Below are 13,871 nucleotides of genomic sequence, written 5' to 3'. Positions count from 1 at the left end.
ACATGGCTGTTAAAAAGAGCGAATTATACAGTTCCCTGTGGGCAAGCTGCGATGCACTGAGAGGCGGCATGGACGCATCTCAGTATAAGGATTATATACTGACTCTTCTGTTCGTAAAATATGTTTCGGACAAGTTTACAGGCGAAGATTATGCCGATATTGAAATTCCCGAAGGCGGTAGCTTTGACGATATGGTCAAGCTAATCGGCAAGAAAAATATTGGCGAGGGCATCAATAAGGTCATTGCAAAGTTGGCCGAAGCCAACAATCTGCGCGGTGTTATCGATAAGGTATCTTTTAATGACCCGGATAAACTGGGCAAGGGCGAGGAAATGGTAAAGAAGCTGAGTAAGCTGATTGAGATTTTTCGCCGTCCGGAACTGGATTTTTCAAAGAACCGTGCAGAGGGTGATGACCTAATTGGTGATGCCTATGAATATTTGATGCGGAAGTTTGCCACCGAAAGCGGCAAGAGCAAGGGACAGTTCTATACCCCCGCGGAAGTATCTCGTATTTTGGCAAAAGTAATCGGCATTTCCAATGAAACCAGACCCGAGGCAACAATTTATGATCCCGCCTGCGGCTCGGGATCGCTCCTGATTAGAGCCTTGAACGAGGCTCCTATTGCTTTGTCCGGCTATGGTCAGGAAAAGGACACTACCACGGCAGGCCTTGCAAAAATGAATGCGGTGCTGCACGACTGGGCAACGGCTACCATTGTATCCGGAAATACATTTTCTGATCCCCAATTCTTTGAGGATGGATCTGATGAGACCGTTCTGCGCCGCTTTGATTATATTGTCGCCAATCCCCCGTTTTCTATCAAGAACTGGACGGATGGATTGAAAGAGTACGGCCGTTTCGATGGCTATGGTGAGAGACCGCCCGAGAAAAACGGCGACTATGCATGGTTGATGCACATTCTGAAATCCCTGAAAAGAACAGGTAAGGCTGCTGTCATTCTGCCTCATGGTGTCCTGTTCCGTGGTAATGCCGAGGGTGAAATCAGAAAGACCCTTATCAGGACCGGATTTATCAAGGGAATCATCGGGTTGCCTGCAAATCTGTTCTATGGCACAGGTATTCCGGCTTGTATCATTATCATCGACAAGGAAGATGCTGATGAGCGCACTGGCATTTTTATGATTGATGCCAGCCGGGACTTTGTAAAAGATGGCAACAAGAATCGCTTGCGTGAGCGGGATATTTATAAAATCGTTACCACTTTCAACGAGCAGATTACAACCGATCCCCATTACGCCCGTTTCGTTCCAATGAGCGAAATTACCAGGAAGAATGACTACAACCTGAATATTTCCCGTTATATTGATTCCGGCATTACCGAAGATCTGCAAAGTATCGAAGCGCATTTGAAGGGCGGCATTCCTGCCTATGATGTGGATAGCCTGGATCGGTATTGGGCAATTTTCCCTCAGCTAAAACACAAACTGTTTTCTATACTGCGAGATGGATTCTATCAGTTGAATGTTGTCAAGGATGATATTCGCAGTATTATCCACGATGATGAGGAATTTTCTGCCTATGCCGATAAGCTTGACAATGCCTTTATGCAGTGGCGTGAATCAGTAGACGGTGAACTTCGTAATATCAACGCCTATCTGGAAGCCAAGGAGCTTATTGTCCGACTGTCAGAGCGCATTCTCACCCAGTTTGAGGGTGTGGAACTGATTGATAAATACGATGTATACCAGGTGCTTTTAGCATACTGGTTGGAAGTTATGTCCGATGATGTGTATGTAGTGATCCATGATGGCTATGAAGCCGGACGGGATCTGAGTTATGAATATGTAGTCAAAACCCGTAAGGATGGAGATGAAACCATCATCGAAGTCACCGATAAGGTGAAAAGCTGGGATGGCAAACTGATTCCAAAGACGATTATGACTAATGCCTATTTCTCCGAAGAATCAAAAGCGATTGATGCTGCCGAGGTTATTATTGCGGATACCCAGGCACAAATCGATGAAATGCTGGAAAGCGCCGAGGATGGCTCCACCATTGCAGAACTGATGGATGACAAAGGCAAAGTTCCTGCAAAGGCGCTGAAAGCCGCTATTGATGATATCCGCAGTAAGATCCAGTCTGAGGAATTGTCTGTGCTGTCTGTACTGCTGGGGGCGCTGCCAATGAAAAAGAAAGAACTGGATGCATATTTGGTAAAGCATCCTCTATGCCTATCTGCAAAAAATGACAAGGGCAATGTGAATGCCAGCAGCATTAAGGCTCGCATCGCAGAACTACGGGCAACGACCCCCGTACCGGAGGTGTATGCGGAGGATTATGAGCGGCTGATGTCCCTGCAGTCCCTTATGATCAAAAATGATGAGCAAAGCAAGCTGGTCAAGGCGCTGAAAGCTGCCCTGGAAGAAAAACTGAAAGAAAAATATACCGCCCTGAATGTGGAGGAAATCAAGGAACTGCTGGTCAATAAAAAATGGTACTACTCCATTTATGACGGCATTGATGCCCTTTATGTGGCAATTTCCCATAATATCACTGACCGTATTGTGGAATTGGCAGAGCGCTATGAGGATACGCTGCCTGCATTATCCACTTTGGTAGAGGATTATGAGGCAAAGGTAAAATCTCATCTGGAAAGGATGGGGTTTGCATGGTGAAGCCAGGGTATAAACAAACAGAAATAGGGGTTATTCCAGAAGATTGGGAATGCTGTAACATTGAACAATATGGTCAAATTTATGGCGGAGGAACACCATCTACAAACATCCCAAAATATTGGGATGGCGCTATTGCTTGGTGTACTCCTTCTGATATAACTAAAACTGCAGGGAAATACATCAGTAAGACGGATAGAACAATTACTATCGATGGATTAAATAATTCTGCAGCTACACTAATGCCAAACAACTCTATTTTATTATGTACGCGTGCGACCATTGGTGAGTTGAAACTTTGTTCTATTCCAATGACAACAAATCAAGGCTTTAAGAACATCATTCTGAATGGCGAAAACAGTCCTGATTTTCTATATTATTTGCTTCAGATAAAAAAAGATGATATGTATGCACTTGCTATTGGATCTACATTTCTCGAACTTTCAAAAACAAACCTTTGCAAAATCGCTCTACAAAGGCCTCCTTTTCCAGAACAACAAAAGATCGCTACAGCTCTCTCTGATATTGATGCACTGATTACCAATCTGGAAAAGCTGATTGCAAAAAAGAAAGCCGTCAAGCAAGGTTCTATGCAGGAACTGCTGACGGGCAAACGGCGGCTTAAGGGATTTAGAGGGGATTGGCATGACATAGCAATCGGCAGTTTCGCAGATGTATATGCTGGTGGGACACCTAGCACAGCTAATCCTGCTTATTGGGGCGGAGACATCCCGTGGATGAGCTCGGGTGAATTAAATAAGAAAGTTGTATCTTTCGTTCAAGGCCGCATAACTCAAGCCGGACTTGAAAACTCCAGCACACGTATTATTCCAGCCCACTGCGTACTAATCGGATTAGCCGGTCAAGGGAAGACCAGGGGAACAGCAGCGTACAATACTATTTCTTTGTGCACAAATCAATCTATTGCAGCAATTTTGCCTAATCCATCTGAGTTCGATTCGAAGTTTTTATATTACTACATGGATACGCAATATAAAGCACTGAGGGAACTTTCGGATGGTGGAGGTGGACGTGGTGGATTAACAAAAAAATTGATTGAGGAATTTAGTGTGCGAATCCCCGTCGATCTTGAAGAACAGGTTGCTATTGCAAGCGTTTTCACAGATATTGATTATGAAATTGAAAAATTGGTAAAAGAACTGAATAAATATCGTGGAATCAAGTCTGGTATGATGAGCGAACTGCTTACCGGGCGTATTCGATTGGTGTGAGGAGGTGTCACAATGCAAAACCTGGAAAGATTGATCAACGAATTGAGAAAATTGCCCAATGAAACGCCATGGGTAGAATTTAAACATAATAACTATAAACCCGAAATGATTGGGCAGGATATCAGCGCATTGGCAAACAGTGCAGCACTGCACGAAAAGACTTGTGCCTATATGCTCTGGGGCATTGATGACACAACCCATGAGATTGTCGGGACAAGCTATAATTTGCAAACATTGAAAAAAGGCAACCAGGAATTGGAGAATTGGCTGCGGTGCTTGCTTTCAAAAAATGCAGATTTTGAATTTCACTCTGTTCCAATGAATGATGTAACCGTCGGTGTGCTCATAATATATAGAGCGACCAATCAGACTGTCATGTTTGAGAAGGTTGACTATATTAGAGTGGGGAGTTACACGAAAAAGTTGAATGAATATCCTACTTTGCAGTCCCAACTTTGGGATAGACTTCGCAATTCCAAATTTGAAGAGCGGTATGCCAAGGAGAATCTGGATTTAAACGAGGCCATTCGTTATTTGGATTATCAAATTTATTTTGATATTACAGGTATTCCACAGCCGACCGAAGCAGATGCCATTGCTCACTATATGCAGGAGGAGGAAATTCTTGTCCGGCAGGATAATGGATTATTCTCAATTACTAACTTGGGTGCTATTCTTCTAGCCAAGCGTCTGGCTGATTTCCCTAGAATTGCCCGAAAAGCAGTACGTGTCGTTCAATATAGTGGAAATAACCGTCTAAATATGCTCAAGGAGGATACTGGCAGCAAAGGTTATGTGGTCGGTTTTGAGGGCCTGATCAAGTACATTTCAGCTCTCATACCCACACAAGAACAAATTAGCGGCGCACTGAGAGAGTCAAAATCTGCCTATCCTCTTTTGGCCATTAGAGAAATTGTGGCGAATGCCTTGATTCACCAGGATTTTTCAATCACAGGTACCGGACCAGTAGTTGAGATTTTTGACAATCGGATTGAGGTTACCAATTCGGGAACTCCATTAGTTGACATCAGGCGAATTATCGACAACCCTCCAAGATCGCGAAACGAGAAGCTTGCTGCATTGATGCGACGTTTGAGAATGTGTGAGGAGTTGGGCACCGGATGGGATAAAATTGTTATCACTTGTGAAATGCTCCAGCTTCCTGCCCCGCGAATCGACCTTTATGAGGAAAGTACGCGTGTAACATTGTATGCAGAGATTCCATTCTCGAATATTCTACTGGAGGATAAATTGTGGGCCTGCTATTTACACGCCTGCATTCGATATGTTGGAGGAGAATATTTGACCAATAGTTCCCTTCGCGAACGCTTTGGTTTGAAAGACTCTTCCTCCGGAACGGCATCTAGGCTGATTAAAGATGCTGTTTCGGCGGGATACATCAAACCACTGGATCCTACAACTGCACCTAGGTACATGAAATATGTCCCGATCTGGGCATGATCTTAACTTGCCGGTAACTTGCTGCACAATCAATTTCCTTTTGCGAAAGCCTAATTTAAGCACAATATATGGTTGTTTTATCGCTAATATAATCTATATATTGATTCGTTTTAACTTGCCGGTAACTTGCTGTTCTGAAATTTGTTTGACACTCATAGATAGGAGGAAACGTAATGGATCGTGTAGGCAAGCCTGAGGCTGCAACGCAGAAGCGTGTTATTGAATTCTTTCAGACCAAGCTGCGTTACAACTATATTGGTAATCTGAAAGATCAGGCAAATCGAAATATAGACGAAGAAAAGCTGACTCGTTGGCTTACCGACCACGGCTATTCTTCTACGGTTGCAACCCGTGCAGTGGAGGAACTGGTCAAAGCTGCCGCCAACCTGCAGGAGGGGATGTATGCCGCCAACCGTGCCGTATATCAGCTTTTGAAATACGGTGCAAAAATCAAAGAAAACGCTGACGAAAATGAAACCACTGTATATTTCATTGACTGGGACACCCCCGACGAAAATCTTTTTGAAATTGCTGAAGAGGTTACTGTGATTGCCAACAACGAAAAGCGGCCGGATCTGGTTGTATATCTGAACGGCATTGCTGTGGCAATTATTGAGCTGAAGAAAAGTACCGTTTCTGTTTCCAATGGCATCCGGCAGAATCTGACCAATCAGCGGGAAATGTTCATTCAGCCCTTCTTTACCACCATGCAGTTCTGCATGGCAGGTAATGACAGTGAAGGTCTGCGCTATGGTACCATCAAAACCCCAGAGAAGTATTATCTGGAATGGAAAAAGGATGGTTTTACAGAGTACCCGGAAGAGCGCAGCGAAATGGACATCAAAATCGAAGAGGTTTGTGCTACCATTCCCAATAAGTTGGACAGTGCACTGTATGCCATGTTCTATAAGGAGCGGTTTCTGAACCTCATCCACAATTTCCTTATTTTCGATAAGGGGCAGAAAAAGGTCTGCCGATACAACCAGTATTATGGCATCATGAGAGCGCAAAAGCGTCTGGCAACCGGTAAGGGCGGTATTATTTGGCACACCCAAGGTAGCGGCAAGTCCCTGACGATGATTTGGCTCTCTAAGTGGCTGCTGGCAAACATTCCGACTGCCCGTGTTTTGGTTGTGACAGACCGGGATGAATTAGATGAGCAGATTGAGAAGAATTTCAAAGGTGTCAGCGAAACCATTATCCGCACCAAGAGCGGTGCAGACCTGCTGGCTCGGCTGAACTCTCATGAGGATAGGTTGCTTTGCTCTCTAATTCATAAATTCGGTAAACGTGGCGGCGAGGCCACTGAAAAGGATTACGACAAGTACATTGAGGAATTGAAGGCATCGCTCCCCGCCAATTTCAGTGCAAAAGATGACATATATGTTTTCGTGGATGAGTGCCACCGTACCCAGTCCGGCAAACTGCATCTGGCTATGAAAACCATCATGCCCAACGCCATTTTTGTGGGTTTCACTGGTACTCCGCTGCTGAAATCGGATAAGGCCACCAGTATCGAGGTCTTTGGTCGGTATATCCACACCTACAAATTTGATGAAGGTGTGGCCGACGGAGTTGTCCTTGACCTTCGTTATGAGTACCGAGACATCCCTCAAGAAATTATGTCCCAAGCAAAAATCGATGCATGGTTTGATGCCAAGACCCGAGGTTTAATGCCGAGGGCAAAAGCCAGACTGAAGCAGGTTTGGGGCAATATGCAGACTGTATACAGTTCCCGTTCCCGGCTAGAGAAAATCGTTTGTGATATCATATTCGACTTTGAAACCAAGGCAAGACTAGCAGACGGCAGTGGCAATGCAATTCTGGTGGCAAACGATATTTTGACGGCTTGTAAGTATTACGAACTGTTTCAGCAGAAGAACTTTAAGAAATGCGCTGTTATTTCCTCCTATGAACCTAATGCAGGCGACGTCCGCACGGAGACCGTCAGCGATGATGAGGAAACCGATGCGTTTGAAAAGTATCGCATTTATTTGCAGATGATCGGCATTAACCCGGATTTTGCTGATAAAAATGGCATTGCAAAAAAGGTGGAGGAATTTGAAGCGGCGGCAAAGAAAAAGTTCATTGATGAACCGTACAACATGAAGCTGCTGATCGTGGTGGACAAGCTGCTGACCGGTTTCGATGCACCTCCCTGTACATATCTGTACATTGATAAGTCCATGCATGACCACGGGCTGTTCCAGGCAATTTGCCGTGTCAATCGTCTGGATGGTGAGGACAAAGATTTCGGCTATATCGTTGATTATAAGCAACTTTTCGGCGACCTGTCTTCTGCTATGGAAAAGTACACTTCTGGTGCCTTTGAGGGATATGCTGATGAGGATGTAGAGGGGCTTTTGAAGGACAGAAAAACCGAGGCGCAGAAGCGGTTTGAAAAGATTCTGGACGAACTGGATGAGCTTTGTGAGGGAGTGGAGTATCCCAAGGAAGAAATCAACTATCTGCATTATTTCTGCGGTGAAAATGGAATTGATGTGGATAACGATGAAGCTTTCGCAAGAATCCGGGAACGATTGTATCGGCTGGTTAATTCCCTGATTCGTGCCTATGCTGAAGTGAAGCCCATGTTCGATGAACTGGGATATACCGATATACAGCAGGAGCAGTATGACAAAAAAGTCAATTTCTATGTTGCGCTGAAAGCCACAATTGGCCGCTCCAGTGGTGACTTTATTGACTTGAAAGCATATGAACCCGGAATGCGTTACCTGATTGACAACTATATTGTTGCGGAAGATGCCAAGGTTATTGGAGACTTTGATGACTTTACACTGCTGGATTTCATTCTGGCACAGCGTGAAAAAATTGAAGGCGATGGCTCTAAACCTGGTGAGCAGGAAAGTGCAGCCGAGGCAATTGAGAATAACATTCGTAAAAAGGTGGTTGAGAAAATTGTACTCAACCCCAAATACTACGAAAAAATGTCTGCTGTTTTGGAGCAACTTATTTTGGAACGTAAACAAGGTGTCCTTACCTACAAGCAGTTGCTGGAAAAGTATATAGAACTTGCCCGCAATGTTACAAAACCCGAGGAAAATGAGAGTTATCCAGAGAAAGTGCGTCACAGCGCGGCGATGCGAGCATTGTATGATAATACAGGCTGCGATGTAAATTTGGCAGAAGCCCTTCATGCAGCAGTGATGCGCTCCAAGATGGATAGATTCCGTAATGACCCAGTCAAAGAACGCCGCATTAAAAGGGAACTGCTCAAAATCCTGAAGAGCAAGGATGAAGTCGAGCGGGTGTTTAAAATTATTGTAGAACAAGAGGAATACTAATGCAGATAATGGTGAATGGCATAGAAGTGTCAGTAACAAAGAAAGCAATTAAAAATATGCACCTCTATGTCAAACCGCCAAACGGTCATGTAGAGGTTTCGGCTCCGGCCAATTTGAGCAACGAGAGCATTGAAATGTTTATCCGTACAAAAATTGGTTGGATCAAACGTCAGCAGGAAAAGTTTGAACATCAGCCCAGACAGACAGCCCGTGAATATGTTTCCGGCGAAGCACTCTATGTATGGGGACGACAGTATTATCTGCTGGTAAACTACAGCAATAGAGGCAATTCTCTTGAACTGGACGGAGATAAGGCAATCCTGACTGTACGAGAGGAAAGTACCGCCGAACAGAGGGGACGTTTTGTCAACGAATGGTATCGTGAAATCTTAAAGGCCGAAATCGAGCGGGTTCTCCCTAAGTGGGAGAAGATAACTGGCTTACATCCCGATGGGTGGCAAACAAAAAATATGACCACCCGTTGGGGTACCTGTAATGTGAAGACCCACAAAATATGGCTCAATCTTCAGCTGGCAAAGAAAACGCCAGAATGCTTAGATTATGTGATTTTGCATGAACTGACACATCTGATGGAAAAGAATCATAATAATAACTTTGTGGCGCATATGGATCGTTTTATGCCGAATTGGAGGGAAATCCGTAAAAAGCTAAATGGTCAAATTTTGGATTGCTTTGAAAAATAATTGTTCTAGGCGAAACCGGCATTATATACTTTCCTTTGTCCTTTCTGTCCCCTTTGTACCAAGGGTACCGATTGACAGGCACAAAAAATGCACCACGCATCAAAATCGTAGTGCATTGTATCCACGAGCGGTAGATTTGCCAAGTAATGTGACCGATTTTACTGTCGGTCACATTTTTCTTAGTATTCATGCGGGTTTGCGGGCTTTTTCCCGTTCTCAAAAAAGATAGTTGACCCATTACTGTCATCCCCGTTTTCAGAGATATCTGCAAAGCGAAGCGGAGTTTTCACCTGATTTTTCAGGCTGGGAACTCCGCTTTTTTGCGTTTACCACTCTTTTTTCCCGTTGTCGGAAGTGTAGAAGTTTCCGACAGTTATATAGATAGATTAACGAAAGCACCAAATGGCTTAATTTCAAAACCTCAAAATACAAGGGGGTAGTGCGCCCTTTTTTAGAACCGCTCCGGCTGAATGGCCGGGGCGTGTATAGTAAGACAGATGATAGAATGCATCAAGGTGTTCAAAGACGGAAGACTGCTCGTTATCTTCGGCGGTGGATATGAAGCGGAGATAAATATCGAAGAAACAGAATGAAAAGGAGAAAATTGAAATGACCGTAAATGAGCAAATCAATGAATTCAACAAAGAAATATCGCCATTCTATATCGTAGCACACGATAACGGCGACTATAGCCTGTGCCTCGCTTTCAGCTTTCTCGAAGACGAATATGCGGATTACGGGCAGGCAGCCTTTGATGCCTACGCAAAAGAAATCGGACAGCCGGAAAGAGATCGGCAGGGATTCTGCACACACGGAAACGGATATGAATGGGATGCCGCTTTCAAGGAAGCCTTTAAGGACGATCCCAGCATTCGCCAAATTCATTTTGACAGTGAAGCCGGCAGTTTTTTCTGCGACAGTCCCGACCTGCCCGTGATCATGGACTTTGCAAAGTGATTCAAAGCATTGGTAGATGACACCGAAGCCTTTACTCCGATTGTATCCGCAGGTATCAGGCAATACGAGAAGGAACAGAGTGAATATGAAGAAATCCAATATACAATAAAAGGGCGCATTATGGATTACAGCGACTGCACCATAGATGTGCGCACCGTACAAGGCGATATCCGACTGACACCCGGAGATATCAAAGACCTGCTTGACAATGAAGTCGAACACATCCGAATCGGGGATGAAACAATCCCTGCAAAAGACTTCTTGATGCAGGATGCCGACAGAATACAGCGTGACCTATTCAACCCCGGCGTGTATCGGCTTATCACCAATGAAGCATTCGAGATGCAGGAACATCCCATTGAATACAGTGAACCGACTGCAAATGACTCACAGCAAATGTAAAAGCAAACAGCGAACAGACCGTATAATCTGTTCGCTGCCTGCACTCTTTATCTGTTTCAAGAGGCGAATTTAATCCTCATACAGATCATTGCCGTCAAGACAAGGAATGCCCGGATGAACGCTTTCAAATCCATTGATAGAGATAAACCCTATCGTTCCGATTTTTAGTTCTGGGATAGCCTGCACCTGCATAATTTCGGTTTCTATCTGCTTATCGGTCATGGGTGATGCTAAATATTTTGCTTCGTAGATATCAAAAGCGGTTTTTGTTTTGATAACAACATCAAATTCACCATTCTTCTTTGCCTTTGCATCATCGTAATAAAATGTTCCGATGTTGAGAATGCCTTTTCGTTTTCCGCTTTGGACTTGCATGGAAAAATAAGAACGGCATATATCTTCAAATCGGTAAGATATGAAGGTGATAAGGGATTCTTTGATATACGCCTCATAAAAAGCTTCTGCTCCTAAAACCTGCAGGGCGCTTTTATTGCTGTAAACATAGGTGTAAAAGAAACGCAGGAGATTGTCGGTCAGTTCGTATCGAGCCATTTTATTGTTATTGGGCTTATTTATCGGGGCGACTTTGGACACAAGTTCCATGTTCAGCAATACCTTTAATTGTTTACTGAGCAGTCCGTTTCCGTCCATAGACAGTTTCGATTCAATCTCCGAATATTTCTTTTTGCCGTTTGCAATGGAAAACAGAATACGCTCGGCATTGCTGCTTGTAGACAAATCCGAGATCAACAGATTATCCGCATAATGAAAGATTGCACTTGACGGATTGAGGATTGTGGAGATAATATTCTGCTCCAATGATTCTTTCGGATGCAGTAATTCATTGACAAAAGGCGATCCGCCAAACACAGCATACATGGCGGCCTTATCATAAGGAGTCTTATCCGCATAAAACTGTGCGGTTATTTTGTAATCCAATTCTTTCAGACAGATAACGGAATCAAACCTGCCGTACAGAGCATTGCCTTCCTCCAGCAAATCCTTCATGATTGAAATATGAGAACCGGAAATAAAAAGCCGTATGTTTTTGATGTGATTGTCAATGATACTCTGGAACATAGAGTCAACTGTTTTTGCAGGAGTGAACTCTTTCATGTAAGGATACTCGTCAATAACGATATTGAAAGTTTCCGGAAGCGTATTCAGATACGCAAACAGATCAATGAAGTTATCAAAAGACATCCGGACAGGCAGAACCTTTGCCGCCAATAACACCGAAATCAGTCCGTCAACATTATCTTTCATCGGAGCCTTTAAGCACTCGTAATAGACGGTTTTATTCGCATCTTTTTTGAGTGCGTGAGTAATAAGCGTAGTTTTACCTACTTTTCGTTTCCCGTAAACCATAACGCTTGCAGTATTTTTTGAAAGGGCTTTCTTTATGATGGCAAGCTCCTTTTCCCGACCTATAAACATAGCGCACCCCTTTGCTGAATTTATTTTCACTGAAACTAAATTCAGTATAAATTGTTTATTGAGATTTGTCAATACCAAAGTCGTTGAATTAGAAAAAAGTTCAATATTATTTTGCTTCCGATTTCCGAAAATATAATTGTGTTTTACCTGTCTTTCATAGAAACAATACTCATAGGTAAGGAACAAGATGAAGAAGCGGTCTTAAAAACGGAAGTGCAAACAGCGAACAGGCAGCATGGTCTGTTCGCTGTTGTTACTCCTCTTCTGTTTCAAGAAGCGAATCAAATTCCTCCGAATCATCAAATTCCTCTTCGCCTGCATCATTCTCAACCCAAAGAGAAACATCACGCTCATATAGCATACGGATATTAAGGCGATATGCGGCACTTTTCTTTTTTCCGTTGTACTCAATAATCATTGCCTCGGCAAACCCCATAGAACCCGGTCTTCTCTCTTTGGCAATGCGCGTCAGTGCCTTGATGGACATCGCTCCGCACTTCTCTTTGAAAACCTCTTCGTTTAATTGTCCCTTGTAGATGACAACAAGTTTGGCAACGGCATTGAGAATATTGGCAGAAAACGAATTCATATCACCCTCCCACGCACCGATAATCAATCGGAGAACACGACTAAGGACATGAATGCCGTACTTCTGATAAATGGTTTCAAGCGAGGAGACGGCACAGATGACGCCCGGTGCTCTCTTTGCACCGATTTCAAGACCGTATGACTCCACCAAATCACGAATCATAAGCTGATCCTGATTCTGTGCTTCGAGATTAGCCATGAATACTTCGTAAGGCTGCAGAGGTTTCACAAACTTCATCTGATTGGCGAAAATATCGGCCTCGTGGGAGTAGGAAAGATCATCATATATCATGCACCACACCGGCGTCTCCCGAGATCCGGATACCTTTGCAACAATCTCAATGGTATGCTGACCGTTGAAAACATAGTTAATCCCGTCACGGCGGCTGACCTTTACGGGATTGATCTGGTAAAGGTCAAAATTTTCCGCCGCCTTCTCAATGTGAGCTTGGGAAAGGTTTCGCTGATAATCTTGGTTTGAAACAAGGTTTTTTATCGGAATCTTTTCAAAATACACATTGGGGACGAATTGGTCTAAGTAACTCACGATTCATCCTCCTTTATCGCTGTGATCATTTCTTCGACACTGTCCTGCAGAGATTGCAACGCATCCATCAGTCTGTATTTCGCATAGGAAGACACAATAGAAAGATCTGCTCTGCTGCGGGTGCGTTCAATAGAACTCGACCATGACGGAATAGTGAGAATCAGACTGCTGACCTCGGCATCCGGATCAAAAGCCGGCATATCCTTGACAGAAGGCCCCTGCGGTTCGTCATTATCCTCCGACTCTCTCCTTCCCATATTATTAATAGCGGTGCGAGTCCGCTTATACTGAACAAAAGGAGCAGCTTTTGCATCAATTTTACGGTTAACCTTACGCATCTCATCAGGTGACAGCCTTGACAGCTCAACAACATTTTTGTGAGAGATTTTATAATTACCCGACAAAATCTTGTTTACCAGTTTCGGTTCGTGCTTGCCGATCTCATCAAGTGCCCGTGAATAGTTTGCATACTTCTGAACTGTCCCATGATGACATCTGCACCGGATGCGGCAAAGCGCCAACACCGGAAATTCCGGCACCGGAAACACTCGCGTAAAAACTTCGCTTTTGCCAATGCCGGCAAAAGCCTGAACACATTTGTG

At 44.0% G+C, this 13,871-nt stretch carries 10 protein-coding genes; 7 read left to right on the top strand and 3 right to left on the bottom strand.

The window, feature by feature from the left end; all coding sequences use genetic code 11:
- Positions 1-2: 2 nt before the first annotated feature.
- The 7 genes from H6A12_RS09130 (at position 3) to H6A12_RS09100 (ending at position 10,697) form a co-directional block, all read left to right on the top strand.
- Positions 3-2,639 (top strand): type I restriction-modification system subunit M, encoded by a 2,637-nt coding sequence (locus H6A12_RS09130; protein WP_204447123.1) that lies wholly within the window; start codon positions 3-5, stop codon positions 2,637-2,639.
- Positions 2,633-3,868, top strand: a complete 1,236-nt coding sequence (locus H6A12_RS09125; protein ID WP_204447121.1) for a restriction endonuclease subunit S — start codon at positions 2,633-2,635, stop codon at positions 3,866-3,868. Before H6A12_RS09130 ends, H6A12_RS09125 begins: the two co-directional genes overlap by 7 nt.
- 12 nt (positions 3,869-3,880) lie before the next feature.
- Positions 3,881-5,329: an ATP-binding protein gene (locus H6A12_RS09120; RefSeq protein ID WP_204447118.1), complete on the top strand. Its 1,449-nt coding sequence runs from the start codon at positions 3,881-3,883 to the stop codon at positions 5,327-5,329.
- Positions 5,330-5,502: 173 nt separating this feature from the next.
- Positions 5,503-8,634, top strand: a complete 3,132-nt coding sequence (locus tag H6A12_RS09115; protein WP_204447116.1) for a type I restriction endonuclease subunit R — start codon at positions 5,503-5,505, stop codon at positions 8,632-8,634.
- A complete protein-coding gene (locus H6A12_RS09110; protein ID WP_204447113.1) occupies positions 8,634-9,338 on the top strand; it encodes a M48 family metallopeptidase in 705 nt (234 codons plus the stop codon). Before H6A12_RS09115 ends, H6A12_RS09110 begins: the two co-directional genes overlap by 1 nt.
- A gap of 609 nt (positions 9,339-9,947) precedes the next feature.
- Positions 9,948-10,295 carry a hypothetical protein gene (locus H6A12_RS09105; RefSeq protein WP_204447111.1) on the top strand — a complete coding sequence of 116 codons (348 nt, stop codon included), beginning with the start codon at positions 9,948-9,950 and terminating at the stop codon, positions 10,293-10,295.
- A gap of 120 nt (positions 10,296-10,415) precedes the next feature.
- Positions 10,416-10,697 (top strand): hypothetical protein, encoded by a 282-nt coding sequence (locus H6A12_RS09100; RefSeq protein WP_204447109.1) that lies wholly within the window; start codon positions 10,416-10,418, stop codon positions 10,695-10,697.
- Positions 10,698-10,766: 69 nt separating this feature from the next.
- Here H6A12_RS09100 and H6A12_RS09095 read toward each other — a convergent pair whose 3' ends face one another.
- The 3 genes from H6A12_RS09095 to H6A12_RS09085 all read right to left on the bottom strand — a co-directional run bounded on the left by H6A12_RS09095 (position 10,767) and on the right by H6A12_RS09085 (position 13,808).
- Positions 10,767-12,320, bottom strand: a complete 1,554-nt coding sequence (locus H6A12_RS09095) for an ATP-binding protein (RefSeq protein WP_204447107.1) — start codon at positions 12,318-12,320, stop codon at positions 10,767-10,769.
- A 67-nt stretch (positions 12,321-12,387) separates the two neighbouring features.
- Entirely contained in the window at positions 12,388-13,269 is an 882-nt protein-coding gene (locus H6A12_RS09090) for a DUF6551 family protein (protein ID WP_204447105.1), read from the bottom strand.
- Positions 13,266-13,808, bottom strand: coding sequence for a hypothetical protein (locus H6A12_RS09085; protein WP_204447104.1), 543 nt, complete (start codon positions 13,806-13,808; stop codon positions 13,266-13,268). Before H6A12_RS09085 ends, H6A12_RS09090 begins: the two co-directional genes overlap by 4 nt.
- Positions 13,809-13,871 lie beyond the last annotated feature (63 nt).

This window comes from Merdimmobilis hominis, assembly GCF_016901855.1.
In the GTDB taxonomy this organism is placed as follows: Bacteria; Bacillota; Clostridia; order Oscillospirales; family Ruminococcaceae; genus Paludihabitans.
Note: the sequence above shows the minus strand (reverse complement) of the source record. Positions and strands in the feature narration are given on the sequence as shown.